At 72.8% G+C, this 17,846-nt stretch carries 19 protein-coding genes and 1 pseudogene; 9 read left to right on the forward strand and 11 right to left on the reverse strand.

What is annotated here, in order from left to right; all coding sequences use genetic code 11:
• Positions 1-75 precede the first annotated feature (75 nt).
• A complete protein-coding gene (locus IE260_RS32605; RefSeq protein WP_189878467.1) occupies positions 76-2,454 on the forward strand; it encodes a SpoIIE family protein phosphatase in 2,379 nt (792 codons plus the stop codon).
• An 86-nt stretch (positions 2,455-2,540) separates the two neighbouring features.
• Positions 2,541-3,185 (forward strand): DUF4232 domain-containing protein, encoded by a 645-nt coding sequence (locus IE260_RS32610; protein WP_189878469.1) that lies wholly within the window; start codon positions 2,541-2,543, stop codon positions 3,183-3,185.
• Between the two features lie 10 nt (positions 3,186-3,195).
• Here IE260_RS32610 and IE260_RS32615 read toward each other — a convergent pair whose 3' ends face one another.
• The 3 genes from IE260_RS32615 to IE260_RS32625 all read right to left on the reverse strand — a co-directional run bounded on the left by IE260_RS32615 (position 3,196) and on the right by IE260_RS32625 (position 5,273).
• Positions 3,196-4,164, reverse strand: a complete 969-nt coding sequence (locus IE260_RS32615) for an aldo/keto reductase (protein WP_189878471.1) — start codon at positions 4,162-4,164, stop codon at positions 3,196-3,198.
• 81 nt (positions 4,165-4,245) lie between these two features.
• Entirely contained in the window at positions 4,246-4,788 is a 543-nt protein-coding gene (locus tag IE260_RS32620) for a flavoprotein (RefSeq protein WP_189878473.1), read from the reverse strand.
• Positions 4,789-4,811: 23 nt separating this feature from the next.
• On the reverse strand, positions 4,812-5,273 hold the full coding sequence (locus IE260_RS32625) for a nuclear transport factor 2 family protein (protein WP_189878475.1): 462 nt from the start codon (positions 5,271-5,273) through the stop codon (positions 4,812-4,814).
• Between the two features lie 98 nt (positions 5,274-5,371).
• Here IE260_RS32625 and IE260_RS32630 point away from each other — a divergent pair.
• Positions 5,372-5,915, forward strand: a pseudogene (locus IE260_RS32630) (TetR/AcrR family transcriptional regulator).
• A 35-nt stretch (positions 5,916-5,950) separates the two neighbouring features.
• Here the strand turns inward: IE260_RS32630 and IE260_RS32635 are convergent.
• The gene (locus IE260_RS32635; RefSeq protein ID WP_189878477.1) at positions 5,951-6,163 is read right to left on the reverse strand and encodes a ferredoxin; all 213 of its coding nucleotides are present in this window, start codon (positions 6,161-6,163) and stop codon (positions 5,951-5,953) included.
• A gap of 201 nt (positions 6,164-6,364) precedes the next feature.
• Between IE260_RS32635 and IE260_RS32640 the strand changes: the two genes are divergently transcribed.
• Positions 6,365-6,814 (forward strand): nitroreductase family deazaflavin-dependent oxidoreductase, encoded by a 450-nt coding sequence (locus IE260_RS32640; protein WP_189878479.1) that lies wholly within the window; start codon positions 6,365-6,367, stop codon positions 6,812-6,814.
• A 66-nt stretch (positions 6,815-6,880) separates the two neighbouring features.
• Here the strand turns inward: IE260_RS32640 and IE260_RS32645 are convergent, their stop codons facing one another.
• The gene (locus tag IE260_RS32645; protein WP_189878481.1) at positions 6,881-7,801 is read right to left on the reverse strand and encodes a cation diffusion facilitator family transporter; all 921 of its coding nucleotides are present in this window, start codon (positions 7,799-7,801) and stop codon (positions 6,881-6,883) included.
• Between the two features lie 262 nt (positions 7,802-8,063).
• Between IE260_RS32645 and IE260_RS32650 the strand changes: the two genes are divergently transcribed.
• Positions 8,064-9,089 (forward strand): glutathione S-transferase family protein, encoded by a 1,026-nt coding sequence (locus tag IE260_RS32650; RefSeq protein ID WP_189878482.1) that lies wholly within the window; start codon positions 8,064-8,066, stop codon positions 9,087-9,089.
• 49 nt (positions 9,090-9,138) lie between these two features.
• Positions 9,139-9,438: a DUF4235 domain-containing protein gene (locus IE260_RS32655; RefSeq protein ID WP_373303438.1), complete on the forward strand. Its 300-nt coding sequence runs from the start codon at positions 9,139-9,141 to the stop codon at positions 9,436-9,438.
• Positions 9,439-9,492: 54 nt separating this feature from the next.
• On the opposite strand, the gene IE260_RS32660 is transcribed toward IE260_RS32655, so the two are convergent.
• Both IE260_RS32660 and IE260_RS32665 read right to left on the reverse strand, forming a co-directional pair.
• The gene (locus IE260_RS32660) at positions 9,493-9,885 is read right to left on the reverse strand and encodes a VOC family protein (protein WP_189878484.1); all 393 of its coding nucleotides are present in this window, start codon (positions 9,883-9,885) and stop codon (positions 9,493-9,495) included.
• Between the two features lie 79 nt (positions 9,886-9,964).
• Positions 9,965-10,687: a TetR/AcrR family transcriptional regulator gene (locus IE260_RS32665; protein ID WP_189878486.1), complete on the reverse strand. Its 723-nt coding sequence runs from the start codon at positions 10,685-10,687 to the stop codon at positions 9,965-9,967.
• A 135-nt stretch (positions 10,688-10,822) separates the two neighbouring features.
• Between IE260_RS32665 and IE260_RS32670 the strand changes: the two genes are divergently transcribed.
• The 3 genes from IE260_RS32670 to IE260_RS32680 all read left to right on the forward strand — a co-directional run bounded on the left by IE260_RS32670 (position 10,823) and on the right by IE260_RS32680 (position 15,197).
• Complete coding sequence (locus tag IE260_RS32670; protein WP_189878488.1) at positions 10,823-12,325, forward strand: APC family permease; 1,503 nt, start codon at positions 10,823-10,825, stop codon at positions 12,323-12,325.
• A gap of 29 nt (positions 12,326-12,354) precedes the next feature.
• On the forward strand, positions 12,355-13,986 hold the full coding sequence (locus tag IE260_RS32675) for an amidohydrolase (RefSeq protein WP_189878623.1): 1,632 nt from the start codon (positions 12,355-12,357) through the stop codon (positions 13,984-13,986).
• 179 nt (positions 13,987-14,165) lie between these two features.
• Positions 14,166-15,197: a 7-epi-alpha-eudesmol synthase gene (locus IE260_RS32680; protein WP_189878489.1), complete on the forward strand. Its 1,032-nt coding sequence runs from the start codon at positions 14,166-14,168 to the stop codon at positions 15,195-15,197.
• Positions 15,198-15,242: 45 nt separating this feature from the next.
• Here the strand turns inward: IE260_RS32680 and IE260_RS32685 are convergent, their stop codons facing one another.
• The 4 genes from IE260_RS32685 to IE260_RS32700 are packed head-to-tail and all read right to left on the reverse strand — an operon-like array spanning position 15,243 to position 17,845.
• Positions 15,243-16,484 (reverse strand): cytochrome P450, encoded by a 1,242-nt coding sequence (locus IE260_RS32685; RefSeq protein WP_189878491.1) that lies wholly within the window; start codon positions 16,482-16,484, stop codon positions 15,243-15,245.
• Complete coding sequence (locus tag IE260_RS32690; protein ID WP_189878493.1) at positions 16,481-17,086, reverse strand: GTP-binding protein; 606 nt, start codon at positions 17,084-17,086, stop codon at positions 16,481-16,483. The genes IE260_RS32685 and IE260_RS32690 overlap by 4 nt, the downstream gene beginning before the upstream one ends.
• Complete coding sequence (locus IE260_RS32695; protein ID WP_189878495.1) at positions 17,067-17,438, reverse strand: DUF742 domain-containing protein; 372 nt, start codon at positions 17,436-17,438, stop codon at positions 17,067-17,069. The genes IE260_RS32690 and IE260_RS32695 overlap by 20 nt, the downstream gene beginning before the upstream one ends.
• Entirely contained in the window at positions 17,435-17,845 is a 411-nt protein-coding gene (locus tag IE260_RS32700) for a roadblock/LC7 domain-containing protein (RefSeq protein ID WP_189878498.1), read from the reverse strand. Before IE260_RS32700 ends, IE260_RS32695 begins: the two co-directional genes overlap by 4 nt.
• Position 17,846 lies beyond the last annotated feature (1 nt).

The raw sequence follows: 17,846 nt of genomic DNA on the forward strand, positions 1-17,846 counted from the left end.
GGTCGCCGGACGCACTAGGCTGGAACTCAAGTGACGCGGTTGTTCACTGTGAGTGTGCGCGATGGAGTGGCGACGATGAGCCCGGTCAACCCGTTCGACGATGCCGCCACGGCCCGGGTCGTCATCGACGACGCGGGGACGCTGCGGGAGTGGGGCGAAGGCGCACGCCGTCTGCTGGGTCATTCGGCGGCGGAGGTGGTGGGCCGTCCCGCCGCCGAGTTGCTGGCCGAGGGCGGCGAGAACACGCTTCCCCGGGCCGGTGACCACCGCTGGAGCGGCACGCTCACGCTGCGGCACCGCGACGGTCACACCGTGTCGGTGTGGGTGCTGGCCCGCCGACGTGACCCCGAGGACGGCGGACCCGGCCGCTGGCTCCTCGTCGCCCCGCTGTACCGCGGACCGGAACAGCTCGACGACCCTCTGGTCAGAGCGGCCATGGCCCAGTCGCCGTGCCCCACCATGGTCTTCGACGACCGGCTGCGGCTGCGCGCGGTCAACGACGCCATGGAACAGCTGATCGGCCTCCCGGCGGAGCGCATCCGCGGACTGCGGGCCACCGACATCTCCCACCGGGCGCCGAACGCGGAGCTCGAGGAACGCATGACGCGTGTGCTGGCCACCGGCCAGGGATACGACATGCACACGCACCTGAAGGCCCCCGGTGAGAGCAGGGCCCACGCCTGGCTCGCCCGCCTCGCCCCGCTCACTGGCCCCGACGGACAGGTGCGGGGCGTCTGTGTGAGCGCGCACGACGTCACCGAACAGCACCTCGCCCGGGAACGCCTGCAGCTGGTCAACGAGGCCAGCGTGCGCATCGGCACCACCCTCGACGTCACCCGCACCGCCCAGGAGCTGGCGGACGTGTGCGTCCCCGCGCTGGCCGACTTCGTCAGCGTCGACCTGCTCGACCCGAAGGACCACGGCGACGAGCCCACCGCCACGCCGACGCCGCCGGTCGCCCTGCGCCGGACGGCCCACCAGTCGGTCAGCCCCGGGTGCCCCGAGGCGGTGGCCGAGCCGGGGCAGCTGGACGTCTACCCGGCCGCCTCCCCACAGGCGACGTCCCTGGTCACCGGCCAGGCGATCGTGGCCACGGTGCCCTCGGGCGATCTGGAACAGTGGCTGGAGTGGGACCCCGTCCGGCTCCAGCGGATCAAGGACCACGACATCCACTCGACGATGTCCGTCCCCCTGCAGGCCCGCGGCACGACCCTCGGTGTCGCGGTCTTCACCCGGTTCCGGCGTCCGGACCCCTTCACCCACGACGACGTGCTGCTGGCCGAGGACGTCGCGGCGCGCGCCGCCGTCTGCATCGACAACGCCCGCCGCTACTCCCGCGAGCGCGAGACGACACTGACCCTCCAGCGCAGTCTGCGGCCCCGCTCGCTGCGCCCCGCCGCCGCGGTCGAGGCGGCTTCCCGCTACCTTCCGTCCGCGCGCTCCGGGGTGGGCGGCGACTGGTTCGACGTCATCCCGCTGTCGGGCATGCGGGTCGCCATGGTCGTCGGGGACGTCGGCGGCCACGGCATCCAGGCATCGGCCACGATGGGCCGGCTGCGCACCGCCGTCCGCACCCTCGCCGACATCGACCTGCCCCCCGAGGAGCTGCTCACCCACCTCGACGACCTGGTCGTCCGGCTGTCGGAGGAGTCCGGCGCCGACGGCACCGGCGAGGTCGGCGCCACCTGTCTGTACGCGGTCTACGACCCGGTGTCGCGGCGCTGCACACTCGCCCGGGCCGGGCATCCGTCGCCGGTCCTGGCCCCGCCCGGCGGCCCGCCCCGGCGGATCGAGCTGCCCTCCGGCCCGCCGCTGGGCGTGGGCGGACTGCCCTTCGAGTCCGCGGAGCTCGAACTGCGCGAGGGCACGGTGCTGGCGTTCTACACCGACGGACTGGTCGAGAACCGGCAGCGGGACGCCGACGCCGGCCAGGAGCTGCTCTGCGGGACCCTCACCGACTCGTCCGGCTCGCTGGAGACCGCCTGCGACCGGGTGCTGCACGCCATGCTCCCGGTGGGCGGCCCCGCCGGCGACGTGGCCCTGCTGCTGGCCCGGACCCGCGGGCTGCCGGCCGGCCAGGTCGCCACCTGGGACATCCCCGCCGACCCGGCACTGGTCGCCCCCATCCGCAAGCAGGTCCTCGAGCAGTTGTCCGCCTGGCGGCTGCTGGAGGCGTCCTTCACCGCCGAGTTGGTGGTGAGCGAGCTGGTCACCAACGCGATCCGGTACGGTGCCCCGCCCATCCGGCTGCGGCTGATCCACGACACGACCACCCTGATCTGCGAGGTTTCCGACACCAACCACACGGCACCGCACCTGCGCCGGGCCAAGACCTGGGACGAGGGCGGGCGCGGTCTGCTGCTGGTGGCCCAGCTCACCCAGCGCTGGGGCAGCCGCCACACGACCGAGGGCAAGACGATCTGGGCGGAGCTCACGCTGCTCGAGGACGAGTGAGCCACGGTTTCCGCGCCCGCGCGGCGGGACACTCGAAGGGACAGGGCGTGCAATGCCCGACGACCTCTCGGGAGTTCGGAGTAGCCATGGCCAAGACGTCCCCGCCCGTGCACCGGACGGCCCTGTTCGCGAGTGCGGTCGCGATGCTCGCCCTGCTGACCGCCTGCGGCACCGAGAACGGTACGACGACCGCCCCGCGGCCCACCGAGGCCGACCGCGCGACGCACACGGCCGGCGCCACCGGCAGCACTCCGGCGTCCCGCGCCGTGCCCAGCGACACCGCCGGATCCGCGTCCGCCTCCGCGCGCACCGACGGCCGCTGCCAGAGCTCCGAGCTGCGTGCCTCGGTCGGCCGCGTCGACCCCGGCGCCGGGCAGCGGAACTTCCCGGTCGTCCTGACCAACGCCTCCGACCGCACCTGCACCCTGTACGGCTATCCGGGCGCCGCTTTCGTGGACGCGTCGGGCAGGCAGCTGGGTCCGGACCCCGAACGCGCCCCGGCGTCACCGGAGGCGGTCACGCTGCCGCCCGGCGGGAGCGCCTGGGCCGGGCTGTCGTTCGCGAGCCCCGAGATAAGCGGGGCCCGTACCGCCACGCCGGCGACGCTGCTCGTCACCCCGCCGGACGAGCGGGACTCGCTCCGTGTCCGGTGGACGGCCGGTGCGGTGCCGGTGGGCGGCGACGAGTCGTCGGTGTCCGTCACCGTCCTGGAGGCCGGCACGGGCCCGTGATTCCCGGAGGTCAGTGGCCGGCGATCGGGTGCGGCGCGTAGGGCCGCTGGAGTTCCTCGATCTCCTTGTCGCTCAGGCGCAGTCCTACGGCGGCCACGGCGTCCTCGATGTGTCCCGGCCTGGAGGCGCCGATGATCGGCGCCGTCACCGTGTCCTGGTGCAGCAGCCAGGCGAGGGCGACCTGGGCGCGCGGGACGCCGCGGTCCCCGGCGATGCGGGTGACCGCCTCGACGACGGCGCGGTCGCCCTCCTGGTAGAGGGTGCTGCCGAAGTTGTCCGTGGCGCTGCGCTCGGTCGTGGTGTCCCAGTCCCGGGTGAGGCGACCGCGGGCGAGGGGGCTCCAGGGCAGGACGCCCACGCCCTGGTCCGCGCAGAGCGGCAGCATCTCGCGCTCCTCCTCGCGGTAGAGGAGGTTGTAGTGGTTCTGCATGGACACGAAGCGGGTCCAGCCGTGCCGCTCGGCGGTGTACTGCGCCTTGGAGAACTGCCAGGCGTACATCGAACTGGCCCCGATGTAGCGGACCTTGCCCGCCTTGACCAGGTCGTGCAGGGCCTCCATGGTCTCCTCGACGGGCGTGTGCGGGTCCCACCGGTGGATCTGGTACAGGTCGACGTAGTCGGTGCCGAGCCGCCGCAGGCTGTGGTCGATCTCGGTCATGATCGCCTTGCGGGACAGACCACCGCCGTTGGGTCCGGGCCGCATCCGGCCGTGCACCTTGGTCGCGAGCACGATGTCGTCCCGGCGGGCGAAGTCGGCGAGCGCCCGGCCGACGATCTCCTCGCTGGTGCCGTCGGAATAGACGTTGGCGGTGTCGAAGAAGGTGATGCCCGCCTCCAGCGCCTGCCGGATCAGCGGGCGCGAGGCCTCCTCGTCGAGGGTCCACTCGTGGGTGCCGCGGTCGGGAACGCCGTAGGTCATGCACCCCAGACAGATCCGCGACACGTCCAGGCCCGTCGAACCGAGCTTCACGTACTCCATCGTTGCTGCTCCTGCCTTCGGGGTGATCAGTACCAGTGGCGAGCGTACGTGTTCGTGTGCCCTCCAACCCGGGCCCGGGCGCTATCGCCCGTCGAGCAGGTCGAGCGCCCGCTCCCAGGCGAAGGCCGGCCGGCCGCCGTCCTCGCCCGCCTCCCCGGCGTACGGTTCGCCGAAGCGGACGCCCATGCCGCGCAGGCGTATCAGGCTCTCCCGGTAGGCGGGATGGGCCGTCAGCGCGTTGGCCACGCACGGCAGGACGGCGACGGGGACGCCGAGGCCGCATGCCTCGCACAGGGTGGCGAGGGCGAGGGTGTCGGCCATGCCGGCGGCCCATTTGTTGACCGTGTTGAAGGTGGCGGGCGCGACCACGACGGCGTCGGGCGGAGGGAACGGACGCGGGTCACCCGGCCGGCGCCAGGCCGAGCGGATCGGCCGGCCGGTCCGTGCCTCCACGGCCGCGGTGTCGAAGAAGCCGCCCATGGCGACCGGCGTCGCGATCACGCCGACCTCCCAGTCGCGCTCCTGCGCGGCGGTGATCAGCTCACCGACGTCGGCGGCGACGCCGGCGGCGCAGACGACGACGTAGAGGAAGGGTTTCCCGGCGCTCCCGGCCTGTTCGCTCACGCCGGAACCCTACTGAACGGGGTCTATCGCACGGGGAGGGACCGCCCGTGCTCGGCGGCGGGACGCGGCCCGCGGATGCGGCGCTCCGTCTCCTCGATGGGCACGTCGTCGATGCTCGCCTCCCGACGGGTCATCAGACCGTGCTCGTCGAACTCCCACATCTCGTTGCCGTAGGAGCGCCACCACTGGCCGTCGAGGTCGCGGCACTCGTACTGGAAGCGGACCGCGATGCGGTTGCCGTCGAAGGCCCACAGGTCCTTGCGCAGCGCGTACTCCCGCTCGCGGGCCCACTTGGCGGTGAGGAACTCGACGATCCGGTCCCGGCCCGTCAGGAAGGTGTCGCGGTTGCGCCAGACCGAGTCCTCGGAGTAGGCGAGCGCCACCCGGTGGGGGTCGCGGGTGTTCCAGGCGTCCTCGGCGGCCTGGACCTTGCGTGCGGCGGTCTCGCGGGTGAACGGCGGCAGGGGCGGGCGGTCGGTCGTCATGGGTGAACCTCCGGACGCTGCAGGGGAGAACCAGCGTTCTCCCGTGAGGCTGCCACCGTAGGAGAACGTTCGTTCTCGGGTCAAGGAAGGGTCCTGAAATGGACAGCGAGGTCGCCCGGGAGCGGGCGCCGGACGCCGCCGAGAGGCTCTTCTCCGCGCGGGCCGTCCAGTCGGTCGGCACGGACGACGTCCGGGGCGCCTCCGGCGTCTCGCTCAAGCGGCTCCACCAGCTCTTCCCGGCCACGGAACAACGGGCGGAGGCGTGTCTGCAGCGCCGCGACGTGCGCCGGCGGGGGGCGGCTCGCGCAGTACGTCGACCGGCACGAGGAGCCGGACGCACGGATCCTGGCCGTCTTCGACCGGCTCGGGCAGTGGTTCGAGGAACCGGACTTCCGCGGCTGCGCGTGGATCAACGCCTACGGCGAACTGGGCGCCGTCTCCCCCCGGGTGGCGGACCAGGTGCGGGCCCACGAGCGGGCGTTGCGGGAATTCCTCGACGGACTGGTGGCCGACGCGCGCCTGCCGGCGGCGACGGGCGGGCCATTGTTCCTGCCGGTCGAGGGCGCCATGGTCACCGCGGGGATCACGGGCAGCCCGCGGCCCGCGCGTGAGGCGGCGCGGTCGCCGCTGCGCACCGACTGACCGGCGGGCGGCGCGCCGGAGGACCTGGCCGGGTGTCAGTTCACCGGCTCCGGCACGGTGATGGCGCCCACGGGGCAGGCCCGTGCCGCCTCCCGCACCAGCGGGCTGCCCTCGCCGCCCTCCCGGCCGGGCAGCACGGTGCCGTAGCCGTCGTCGTCCAGGGTGAACACGTCCGGGGCGGTCAGGGCGCACTGGCCCGCGCCGACGCAGAGGTCCTTGTCGATGCCGATGCGTGCGTCGCTGTGCATGTCCGGAGCCTGCTACCGGGCCGCGGGAAGTTCCAGCACCCCCTGCGCCGTGTCGCCCGTTCGCGGGGGCGGCGCGGTGACGCGCGGGGTGATCGCGTCGGTGCCGGGCCGGGGACGGATGGGGTATGGATGGAATTCGCACGCGGCAGTGTTGAATGACGGTGCCGGTCAGCCGTACGACCCGACGATGGGACGGATGCCATGCCTCTTGAGGGCGAGTACGAACCCAGCCCGACGCAGTGGGTGCGCGAGCAGGTGGAGCTCTACGAGAGCTCCGGCGGCACGAAGGGGACGACCCTGATGGACACGGGCATGCCCGTGATCGTGCTGACCACCCGGGGCGCCCGGAGCGGCAAGATCCGCAAGACGCCGCTGATGCGCGTCGAGCACGAGGGAAGGTACGCGGTGGTCGCCTCCCTGGGCGGCGCGCCCAAGCACCCGGTCTGGTACTACAACGTCAAGAGCGATCCCCACGTGGAGCTCCAGGACGGGCCGGTGAAGCAGGACATGACGGCCCGTGAGGTCACGGGGACGGAGAAGGCCGAGTGGTGGGAGCGTGCCGTCGCCGCCTATCCGCCGTACGCCGACTACCAGAAGAAGACGGACCGGGAGATCCCGGTCTTCGTCCTGGAACCGGCCGCCGGACACTGACCGCCGCGACGGGGAGGATTCCGCGGGCGCGCGTGCATGGACCGGCGCCCGCAGGGCAGACGGAGGTCAGGCCCCGCCGCGTTCCCCCGTCGCGGCGGGGCTCTCCGCTGCCTCCTGTGCGGGCCGGTCGGTCACGTCCAGGAAGATCTGCCGCGCCTCGGGAACGGTGCGCGCGATGGACCGCTTGATGCGCACGGCGACCTCCTCGACCCGTTCGCTGTCCAGACCGGGCACCAGGTCGACACGGGCGGCCACCAGGGCGGAGTCGAGGCCCGTCTTCATCGTGAACAGGGCCTCGACGCTGTCGATCTCCGGCTGCGCCCGGAGCAGGGAGCGGATCCGTGCGGTCGCCTCCGGATCGGCGGCCTCGCCGATCAGCTGGTCGCGGGCCTCGCGGCCCAGCCGGTAGGCGACGTACACCAGCAGGACGCCGATGGCCAGCGAGGCGCACGCCTCCCACACCACCTGCCCGGTCACCATGTGCAGCACCATGCCGATCGCGGCGAGGGTCACGCCGAGCACCGCGGTGCCGTCCTCGGCGACGACCGTGCGCAGCGCCGGGTCGCGCAGCCCGGCGGACGCCCCGCCCTGCTTGCGCACCTGGTGCAGGGCGCGCAGCAAGGAGGCGCCCTCGGCGAGGAAGGCGACGCCGAGCACGACCAGCCCGGCCACGTAGCCGCCGAGCTTCTCCTGCGCTCCCGTGTGCAGGGCCTCGACGCCCTGGAAGAACGAGAAGCAGCCGCCCATCACGAAGATCCCGACGGCTGCCAGGAGCGACCAGAAGAACCGCTCCTTGCCGTAGCCGAAGGGATGCCGCCGGTCGGCCGGGCGGCTGCTGCGGCGCAGGGCGGCGAGGAGGAAGACCTCGTTCATGCTGTCGGCCACCGAGTGCGCCGCCTCGGAGAGCAGGGCCGGCGATCCGGCGGCGAAGCCGCCGACCGCCTTGGCGGCCGCGATCACCAGGTTGGCCGCCAGGGCCACCAGCACGGTGACGCGTGTCCTGCGGTCCGTCTTCCCGTCCGGCCCGCCCCCGGGCCGCCGGTCCGCTTTCGGCTCCTGCTCCCCCTCCCTTTCGGTCCGTGTGTCCGGCTGTCGGTCCGTCTTCCCGTTCGAGGATGTCCCGCTCACGATTCGCCGACTGCCCCGGCCCACGCTGCTCACACCCGCCTTGTGGGTGGCTCACCAGTGCCGACGGCCGAAAACGGGGAACGCGTCCACCAGGGCACACGACGACCGGAGGGCAGCGGACATGAGTGGCGACGGCGGGGAGTCCGGCAACAGCGCGTACGGCAGGAAGGCGTTCAAGCGGTCCAGGAGTCATTTCGCGGACCGGATCACCGCGGACGGCCGCGACGGCTGGCCGGTGGAGGCGGGCCGCTACCGTCTGGTGGTCAGCCGCGCCTGTCCGTGGGCGAGCCGGGCCCTGGTCTCACGGCGGCTGCTGGGGCTGGAGGACGCGCTGTCCCTGGCGATCGCCGATCCGATCCAGGACGACCGCAGCTGGCGGTTCACGCTGGACCCGGACGGCCGTGACCCGGTCCTCGGCATCCGCTTCCTCAGCGAGGCGTACGACCGGCGGGAGACCGGGTACCCGGGCGGGGTGAGCGTGCCGGCGATCGTGGACGTGCCCAGCGGCAGGCTGGTCACCAACGACTTCCAGCAGATCACCCTGGACCTCGCGACCGAGTGGACCGCCCTGCACCGGGCCGGGGCGCCCGACCTGTATCCGGAGGCACTGCGCGACGAGATCGACGAGGTCATGGCGGGCGTCTACCAGGACGTCAACAACGGCGTGTACCGGGCGGGCTTCGCCACCGGCCAGGAGGAGTACGAGGCGGCCTGCACGGGCGTGTTCCGGCGGCTTGAGCAGCTGACGCCGAGGCTCGAACGGCAGCGTTATCTGGTCGGTGACACCATCACCGAGGCGGACATCCGGCTGTTCACCACGCTGGTCCGCTTCGACGCGGTCTACCACGGTCACTTCAAGTGCAACCGCTGGAAGCTGACGGAGAATCCGGTGCTGTGGGCCTACGTCCGTGACCTCTTCCAGACGCCCGGCTTCGGCGACACCGTCGACTTCGACCACATCAAGCGCCACTACTACCAGGTGCACACCGGCATCAACCCGACCGCCGTCGTACCGCTCGGCCCGGACCTGTCCGGCTGGCTCACGCCCCATCACCGCGAGGAGCTGGGCGGCCGGCCGTTCGGCGAGGGGACACCGCCGAAGCCGGTCCGCGCCGACGAGGAGGTCCCGGCGCGGGGCAGGCCCTGAGCGCCACCTCCCCGGCCCCCGATTCGCTCACCGACCGAAGGAGATTTCCGTGGGCAAGAAAAAGAAGAAGCTCTCCCTCGCCTACAAGCCCGTCGGCTTCGTGCTGGGCTGGGCGGGCGGCGCGCTGGCCGGGATGGCCTTCCAGAAGACGTGGAAGGTGATCCGGCACGAGGACGACGCGCCCGACGCGCTGGACCCGGACCGCGGCTGGGGGGAGATCCTGCTGGCCGCCGCGGTCCAGGGCGCCATCTTCGCGGTGGTGCGCAGCGCCGTGGACCGTACCGGTGCCAAGGCCATCGCGCGCTCGACCGGTGTCTGGCCGACCAAGGAAGCGGGCGGGCGGGACTGACCGCGGCCCGTCCCTCCCGCCGCACCCCGTCCCCGACGGCACCCGGGCAGGGCCTCAGCCCTGCTTGGGTGCCGTCGGTGCCATGCGGCGCAGGGTGAAGGAGTGACCTGCCGGGTCGGCGAAGCCTCGCTCCTCGTACGGGCCCGGGGCGTCCTTCGCCTCCAGTGGGCGCCCGCCGAGCCCGACGACGCCGCGCTCGGCCTCGTCCAGGTCCTCCACCACGAAGTCCAGATGGGCCTGGAGGGAGTTCTCGGGGCGGGGCCAGCTGGGCGGGGTGGCGTTGACGTCCCGCCGGAACGCCATGCGGAAGCCGTCGACCCCCCTGATCTCGATCCGGTTGGCGCTCACGTCCGTCTGCCGCGCGCCCAGCAGCTCCGTGTAGAACTCGGCGAGCTTCTCGGGCTCGGCGCAGTCGAGCACCACGACGCCCGCGTTCACCAGTGCCATGTCTCCTCCGAAGGGTCACGGGGACGGGACGGTCGTGTCCCGTCGCCCCGTACCTTGCGGATATCCCGGCCCGCCGGATTCAGTCGGCCACCGGCCGCCGCTGAAACGCCGTCAGCCGTGCCGCGGCCGCGTCCAGCAGCAGCTCCAGGGCCGCGGGATAGGAGCTGCGCGGCATGTCGGCGACGAGGTGGCGCGCGGTCGCCGCGATGTTGGGGTGCGTGTCGGCGGGGAGCCGGACGTACGTCGCGCGCCACACGGACGCCTCCGCCGCGCGGGCGGGCCCGGGCAGGGCGGTGGAGGCCGAGTCGAGGGCGCCGAAGGCGAGGGTCTGGTCGACGAAGGCGTGGTAGATCCTCACCGCCTCCGCGTCGGGGAAGCCGGCGCCGCGCAGCACACCGAGGATGGCCTCCACGGCCTCGATCTCGTGCACGCGTCCGGTCACCCGGTAGGAGCTGAGGACGGCCGCCCGGGGGTGGGCGAGCGCCCCGGCGTGCATGCGCAGACCGAGCTCGCGCAGGTCGGCGCGCCAGTCACCGGTGGGGCTCCAGGTGCGCAGCGTACGGCCGATCAGTTCGTCGGCGATGGCGAGCATCAGGTCGTCGGTGTGCCGGAAGTAGCGGTAGAGCGAGCTGGGGTCGGCGCCGAGGGCCCGGCCGAGGCGGCGCACGGACAGGGCGTCGGCGCCGTGTTCCTCGATCAGGCGCAGGGCCGTGGCGACGATCAGTTCCTCCGACAGCACCACGCCCTGTTTGGTGGGCCGTCTGCGCCGCCGGGCGGCGGGCGGGACGACGCGCTCGGTCATGACAAGCCTCCTCCGGTCCCGTGGACAGCTGTGCGCGCACCTTATGACAACACCGTTGACCTGTTAAGTGCCCGGGCAGTTTCATGTGCGGTCACCGGGGCCGACCGAGCCCCCTGGTGCGAGCGGAGATCCGGCATGACCGACCAGCCCTACGGCAGCGACCCACCGGCGCGGCCCGCACTGCGCAAGTCCCTCGGCGTGTTCGACGGCATCGCGATCGCCGCGTCCAGCACGGCCGCGACCACGAGCATCGGCATCGGCCTGGGGGTCACGGCCGGGGTGGTCGGGCTGCACCTGCCCGCGATCATGCTGCTGGCGTTCCTGCCGGTGCTGGGCATCGCGGGCGCCTACGCCCGGCTGAACCGGGTGGAGCCGAACGCGGGCAACGGCTATGTGTGGGTGGGCCGTTCGCTCAGCCCCTGGCTCGGCTTCCTGGTCGGCTGGGTGAACATCGTGGCGACGGTGGCCTTCCTCGCGTACACCACGGCGGTCACCGGGTCGGCGCTGATCCAGCTGGCCCAGGACGCCGGGCTGCGCCGCGTGGCCGGCCTCGTGCTCGATCCGGGGTCGACGGCGCAGACCACCGCGCTGGGCATCGTGGTCCTGGCGGCGGTGACGCTGACCGCGGTGACGGGCGTGCGGACGGCGGCGCGGCTGCAGACCGGGCTGCTGGTCTTCGAGTACGTGGTCCTGCTCGGCTTCTGCGGTTACGGCATCGTCACCGGCCCGCACCCCTTCAGCCTCTCCTGGTTCGACCCGTTCGCCATCCCGTCGGCGTCCGCGCTGGCGCAGGGGCTGTTGCTGACGGTGTTCTGCTACTGGGGTTTCGAGTCCGCGTTCAGCGTCAGCGAGGAGGTGCGCGACCCCCGGGACGCCTCCCGTGCCGGGACGATCACCCTGGTGACGATGCTGGGGCTGTTCCTGCTGGGCTCGGTCGCCTTCCAACGCGTGCTGTCCGAGGAGGAGTTGGTGGGCCACGGCGCCGAGGGGCTCGCGTACTTCGGGGAGCGGCTCGCCGCCCAGCCGCTGGCGGCGCTCCCGCTGGTGGCGCTGATGTTCTCGGCGGTCGCCTCGCTGCAGGCCGGGGTGATTCCGACGGCCCGGGCGATGTTCGCGATGAGCCGGGACCGTACGCTCGGGCCGGTGTGGTCCAGGGTCAGCGCGCGGTACGGGACACCGGCCGCCGGCACGCTGCTGATCGGCGCGCTGGCGACGGCGGTCGCGGCACTGGCCCTGGTCATCCCGCGCCTGGCCGACATGATCATGGCGACGGTCAACGCCGTGGGGATCGTGGTCTCCCTGTCGTACGCGCTCACGGCGCTCGCGGCGGCCGTCCGCTTCCGTTCCCTGCTGCGCGAGGACTGGCGGCAGGGGCTGCGCGCGGTGGTGCTGCCCGCGCTGAGCGCGGCCGCGCTGCTCGCCCTCGGCGGGTACCTCGGCTGGTCGTTCTACGACTCCGCCGACCACCTCGAGATCAGCCCGGACAACGGCTGGTTCCTGCTGCTCACTCCCCTGGTGATGATCGCGTCGGGCTTCGTGGCCGCCGCGTGGGCCAAGTGGGTGCGCAGATCGCCCTACTTCCGCACCGGCGAGGGCACCCCCGCCGACGCGCCCCGCCCGATTCCGACGCCTCAGTGACCACACCCGTGTCCGACAAGGAAGTGACCATGCACGCCGACCTGCTCTTCACCCGAGGCCCCGTCCTCACCCCCGAGGGACGCACGGCGACCGCCGTGGCGGTCACCGGGGACCGCATCACCGCCGTCGGGCACGACGAGGTGCACGACCTCGCCGGGCCGCGCACGGAGGTCGTCGACCTCGCCGGACGGCTGCTGCTGCCCGGCTTCCAGGACGCGCACGTCCATCCGATGCCGGCGGGCCTGGAGCTCGGCCGGTGCGACCTGACCGGGGCCCGGACGGCCGAGGAGACCGTCGCCGCGGTCCGGGCCTACGCCGCCGCGCATCCGGAACGGGAGTGGATCACCGGCGGCGGCTGGTCCATGGAGGCGTTCCCGGGCGGTACGCCGACCAAGGAGCTGCTGGACGCGGCCGTCCCCGACCGGCCGGTCTACCTGCCCAACCGCGACCACCACGGCGCCTGGGTCAACAGCCGGGCCCTCGAACGCGCCGGCATCGGCCGCGACACGCCCGACCCGGACGACGGACGCATCGACCGGGACGCCGCCGGCGAGCCGAGCGGCACGCTGCAGGAGGGAGCGATGCAGCTGGTCGGGCGGCTCACCCCGCCGGCCGGGCCGGACGAGCGGCTGGCGGCACTGCTGCGCGCCCAGCGCCGTCTGCACGCGCTCGGCATCACCGCCTGGCAGGACGCTCTCGTCGGGGACTTCATCGGCATGGAGGACCCGTCGCAGGCGTATCTCGCCGCCGCCCGCGCCGGCTCGCTCACCGCCCGGGTCGTCGGCGCCCTGTGGTGGGACCGCGAGCGCGGGGCCGAGCAGATCCCCGAGCTCGTCGAGAGGAGGGCGGCGCTGACCCACGGCCGGTTCCGCGCGACCAGCGTCAAGCTGATGCTGGACGGCGTCGCCGAGACGGGGACCGCCGCACTGCTGGACCCGTACCTGGACCGGTGCGGCTGTGCCACCGCCAACCGGGGCACCTCCTTCCTGGACGCAGCCGAACTTCCCAAGTACGTGGCGGAGTTGGACGCGCTCGGCTTCCAGTGCCACTTCCACGCGCTGGGCGACCGGGCCGTGCGCGGCGCCCTGGACGCGGTCGAGGCCGCCCGGGCGGCGAACGGACCGAGCGACACCCGGCCGCACCTCGCGCACCTCCAGGTGGTGCACCCCGACGACGTGCCGCGCTTCGCCCGGCTCGGCGCCACCGCCAACGTCCAGCCGCTGTGGGCCGCCCACGAACCGCAGATGGACGAACTGACGATCCCGTTCCTCGGTCCCGAACGGGCTGCCTGGCAGTACCCGTTCGGCGCGCTGCTCGGCTCGGGCGCCAGGCTCGCGGCGGGCAGCGACTGGCCGGTCAGCAGCCCGGATCCGCTCCAGGGGATCCATGTCGCGGTGAACCGGGTCGAGCCGGGCGCCGACGCGCCGGCGTTCCTGCCGGAGCAGCGCATCGGCCTGGCGGCGGCAGTGGCGGCGTACACCGCGGGTTCGGCGTACGTGAACCACCTCGACGACACCGGCCGGGTGCGCGCGGGGGCTCTGGCGGACCTCGTCGTCCTGGACCGCGACCCGTTCGCCGGGCCCCCGGAGGCGATCGCCGAGACGCGGGTGGCGCTGACGTATGTGGGAGGCGAGCGAGTGTACGCGGCGCACGAGGCGTGAGCAGTAACCAAGATCACCAAGAGGGCACCGTGTAGATCATTTGGGGCCTGGGCAGCCTGCTACCGCCTCTCGGTCCGACGTACGGACCACGAAGGCGCGTTCGAGTGTGCGGGCGGTCGACGCGGCCGCCCGCCCGCAGGGCCGGGGGACTCTGCGTACCGTCTCCCGAAAGGAAGCACATGCCGCAGGACGTCCGGTTCGACCTCCCCTTCGACACTCCCGTCAGCCGGCACCTGGAGTACGCCCGGGAGCGCCATCTGCGCTGGGTGCGGGAGAGGGGCCTGGTGCGCAGCCGGGCCGGCTTCGAGGAGTACCGGTCCTGGGACCTGGCCGATGCCGCGGCCCGCACCTACCCCTACGCCTCGGCGGACGACATGGTCGTCCTCATGAACTGGTTCTCCCTGGCCTTTCTCTTCGACGACCAGTTCGACGCCGGCCGTCCGGACCGCGCGGAGCGCATAGCCGAGGTGGCCCGGGAGCTCATCGCCACCCCGCTGCGTCCGGCCGGTACGCCGCCGCGGGTGGTCTGTCCCATCACCCTGGCCTGGACGGAGGTCTGGGAGCAGCTCGGCGAGGGCATGTCCCTGACCTGGCGGTCGCGCTTCGCCGCCTCCTGGGGCCGGTTCCTGGTGGCCCACTGCGAGGAGGTCGACCTCGCGGCGCGGGGGCTGGCCGGGACGCTGGGGCTGGAGGAGTACGCCGCGTTCCGGCGCCGCACGGTGGGCATCCACCACAGCATCGACGCCGGCGAACGCAGCCGCGGCTTCGAGGTGCCGGCGGCGGCGATGGCGCATCCGCTGATGGAGCGGATGCGGGACCTTGCCGCGGACACCATCGGGTTCATGAACGACATCCACTCCTTCGAGCGCGAGCGGCGCCGCGGCGACGGCCACAACCTCATCGCCGTGCTGCACCGGGAGCGGGGCTGCTCCTGGCAGGAGGCCACCGACGAGGCGTACCGCATGACGACCGCCTGCCTGGACGAGTACGTCGGACTGCAGGCCCGCGTCCCGCTGATGTGCGACGAGCTGGGCCTCGACGGGGACGAACGGGCCCGGGTCGGGATGGGCGTGGAGGCCATCCAGCACTGGATCAACGGCAACTACGAGTGGGCGCTGACCACCGGCAGGTACGCGGCGGCCAAGGAGGGCCCCGTGGCCACGGCCGAGCTGGCCGGGCGGGGATCGGTGGACGACCTGCTGACCGTGTGACACCACCGCACCGTGCGGCCCGGCCGGTTGTCGCCGGCCGGGCCGCTACACGGTGAACTCGACCGGCAGGCTGTCCAGTCGGGACTCCCAGGTGGAGGCGGTGGAGGTGAGTTCCTCCGGCGGTACCGCCAGACGCAGCCCGGGAAGGCGGTGCAGCAGGACGTCGACGGCCGTCTCGATGATGGCCTGGCCCATGTTCTGCCCGGGGCACTCGTGGGGCCCGCTGCTGAACGCGAGGTGCGAGGCGTTGCCCTGGACCGAGACACCGGGGTCGGGCCGGATGCCGGGGTCGTGGTTGCCGGCCGCCAGGCCCAGCACGAGCAGGTCGCCCTCCTTGACCGGGCAGCCGCCGAGCTCCAGGTCGGCGGTGGCGAACCGCCCCGGCAGCACGGCCAGCGGCGGGGTGTTCCACATCACCTCCTCCACGACCGCGGACAGGTTCAGCTGCCCGCTGACCAGCCCGGACAGCCAGGAGGTCTCGGTGAGGACCAGCTGGAGCGCCCGGGCCAGCAGGTTGCTCGTCATGGTGTGGGCGGTGATCAGCACCAGTCGCAGGTGCTGGACGATCTCGTCCTCGTCGAGACCGGCGTGGTGCTCGATGAGCCCGGAGGTGAAGTCGGAGCCGGGTTCCGCGCGTCTGCGAGCGGCGAGTTCGCCGAGGATGCCCATGATGCGGTCGTTGTGCGTGAGCGCGTCCGCGCCGCCCTTGATCACCAGGTTGCTGGACTCGGCGAGGCTGCGCCCCTCGCCCTCGGCGAGTCCGAAGACCCGGGTGAGGACCAGCATGGGCAGGTACTCGGCGAAGTCGGCCACCAGGTCGGCGCGGCCCGCGTCGGCGAACGCGTCGATCTGCTTGTGCGCGAAGTGCGTCACATGGCGGCGGATGCCCCGCCCGGCCACGGCGTACAGGTTGTCCGTGACCGCGCCGCGCAGCCGGCGGTGCGGTTCGCCGTCCTGCGAGACGCAGTCGGGGCGCCAGCCCAGCATCTGGATCAGTGGGGACGTCGCGTCGACGCGGCCGTCCCTGAAGTCCCGCCAGATCCGCGAGTCACGGCTGAACTGCAGGGGGTTGTCCAGCACCCGCCGGTTCTCCCGGTAGCCGAGCACCAGCCAGGCGGGCACGTCGCCCTCCAGCAGGACCGGCGCGACGGAACCGTGTTCCTCGCGCAGCCGGGCGTAGATGCCGTGGGGGTCGGTCGCCGCCTGGGTGCCGTACAGCCGCGTGGCACCCTCGCCGTGGGCGACGGGGCAGCCGGTGGCGGGGCCGGACGGCGTCTGGTGGTTCATCGGGGCTCCAGGGCGGCGGCCGCGTGGTCCTTGAGGTGCCGTATCAGGGCGACGAGCACGTCACGGCCGGCGGCGCGGTCGCGGGCGTCGAAGGAGACGACCGGGGTGTGCGGGGAGATGTCCAGGGCGTCCCGGATCTCCTCGACCGGGTAGTCCTGGGAGTCCGGGAAGACGTTGAGCGCGATGACGAAGGGCACCTTCTGCCGCTCCATCTCCTCGATCGCCCGGAAGCTGGAGGCCAGGCGCCGGGTGTCCACCAGGACGACCGCGCCGAGCGCGCCCTTGAACAGCCCGTTCCACAGGAACCAGAAGCGCTCCTGGCCGGGGGTGCCGAACAGGTACAGCGTCAGCGTGTCGTTGATGCTGATCTTGCCGAAGTCCAGGCTGACGGTGGTCCGGGCCTTGTCGGCGACGCCGATGAGGTGGTCGACGTCGGCGCTGGCCTGGGTGAGGGTCTCCTCGGTGGTGAGCGGCCTGATGTCGCTGACCGAGCGGACCATGGTGGTCTTGCCCGTACCGAAACCGCCGGCGATCATCACCTTCACCGAGCGGGTGGGCCCGCCACCCGGCTGCCCGGGCCGGTCAAAGCCTTTGAAGTCCACTGAGTATCTCCTCCAGGAGCGCGAGGTCGGTCCCGCGGCCGGCGTCGTGCGCCGGGATGGGGTCACGGGCTTCGATACGGCCTGCCTGGAGCAGGTCCGACAGCAGCACCGCGAGAATGTTGAAGGGCAGCCCCAGGTGGGCGCCGAGTTCGGCCACCGACAGCGGATCGCGGCAGCGCCGGAGGATCTCCTGGTGCTCGTGCTGCATGCCCGGTGAGGGGGCGGTGCGGGCCACGACGAGGGTCGCGACGTCGAGGCTCGCCGCCGAACCAGCCGGTCCGCTGCGCCCACCGGTGAGGACGTAGTAGCGCTCGAGACCGGACGGCTCCGTCGGCCGGCGGGCAGCACTCATCCAGGGTGCTCCTCCAGGCGCCGACTGGTGCCGAGGAGTTCACCCATCCTGCGGGCCGTGTCCCTCATCTGATGGCCGAGGAGACCCTGGTCGAGGCCCTCCCGGGCGAGGACGCCGAGATACGTCTCCACCCCCGCGCGGACGACGAAGAGGTGCCCGCCGTCGACCTCGATCATCGCCAGCCGCAGGTGTCCCGCGGCCTGCCGGAACTGCTCGGCGACCGGCTGGGCCAGCGCCTGCAGGCCGGCCACCACGGCGGCGAAGCGGTCCACGTCGTCGGGGTCCTCGGCGCCGTGGGAGGTGATGGCCTTGCCGTCGCTGGAGGCCACGAGGGCGAAACGGATCTCCTGGATGCTCTCCACGAGGTCGCGGAGCGCCCAGCTCACGTCGGTTCCCTGGTGCGTCATG

The sequence above is a fragment of the Streptomyces viridiviolaceus genome (assembly GCF_014650995.1).
Classification (GTDB): Bacteria; Actinomycetota; Actinomycetes; order Streptomycetales; family Streptomycetaceae; genus Streptomyces; species Streptomyces viridiviolaceus.

Excerpts from the sequence above, each read along its gene's own strand:
- IE260_RS32670 (WP_189878488.1), top strand. The coding sequence starts at position 10,823 with ATGACCGACCAGCCCTACGGCAGCGACCCACCGGCGCGGCCCGCACTG.
- IE260_RS32660 (WP_189878484.1), bottom strand. The coding sequence starts at position 9,885 with ATGGCACTGGTGAACGCGGGCGTCGTGGTGCTCGACTGCGCCGAGCCC.
- IE260_RS32700 (WP_189878498.1), bottom strand. The coding sequence starts at position 17,845 with ATGACGCACCAGGGAACCGACGTGAGCTGGGCGCTCCGCGACCTCGTG.
- IE260_RS32695 (WP_189878495.1), bottom strand. The coding sequence starts at position 17,438 with ATGAGTGCTGCCCGCCGGCCGACGGAGCCGTCCGGTCTCGAGCGCTAC.
- IE260_RS32685 (WP_189878491.1), bottom strand. The coding sequence starts at position 16,484 with ATGAACCACCAGACGCCGTCCGGCCCCGCCACCGGCTGCCCCGTCGCC.
- IE260_RS32650 (WP_189878482.1), top strand. The coding sequence starts at position 8,064 with ATGAGTGGCGACGGCGGGGAGTCCGGCAACAGCGCGTACGGCAGGAAG.
- IE260_RS32605 (WP_189878467.1), top strand. The coding sequence starts at position 76 with ATGAGCCCGGTCAACCCGTTCGACGATGCCGCCACGGCCCGGGTCGTC.
- IE260_RS32680 (WP_189878489.1), top strand. The coding sequence starts at position 14,166 with ATGCCGCAGGACGTCCGGTTCGACCTCCCCTTCGACACTCCCGTCAGC.
- IE260_RS32625 (WP_189878475.1), bottom strand. The coding sequence starts at position 5,273 with ATGACGACCGACCGCCCGCCCCTGCCGCCGTTCACCCGCGAGACCGCC.
- IE260_RS32635 (WP_189878477.1), bottom strand. The coding sequence starts at position 6,163 with ATGCACAGCGACGCACGCATCGGCATCGACAAGGACCTCTGCGTCGGC.
- IE260_RS32675 (WP_189878623.1), top strand. The coding sequence starts at position 12,355 with ATGCACGCCGACCTGCTCTTCACCCGAGGCCCCGTCCTCACCCCCGAG.
- IE260_RS32665 (WP_189878486.1), bottom strand. The coding sequence starts at position 10,687 with ATGACCGAGCGCGTCGTCCCGCCCGCCGCCCGGCGGCGCAGACGGCCC.
- IE260_RS32640 (WP_189878479.1), top strand. The coding sequence starts at position 6,365 with ATGCCTCTTGAGGGCGAGTACGAACCCAGCCCGACGCAGTGGGTGCGC.
- IE260_RS32610 (WP_189878469.1), top strand. The coding sequence starts at position 2,541 with ATGGCCAAGACGTCCCCGCCCGTGCACCGGACGGCCCTGTTCGCGAGT.
- IE260_RS32615 (WP_189878471.1), bottom strand. The coding sequence starts at position 4,164 with ATGGAGTACGTGAAGCTCGGTTCGACGGGCCTGGACGTGTCGCGGATC.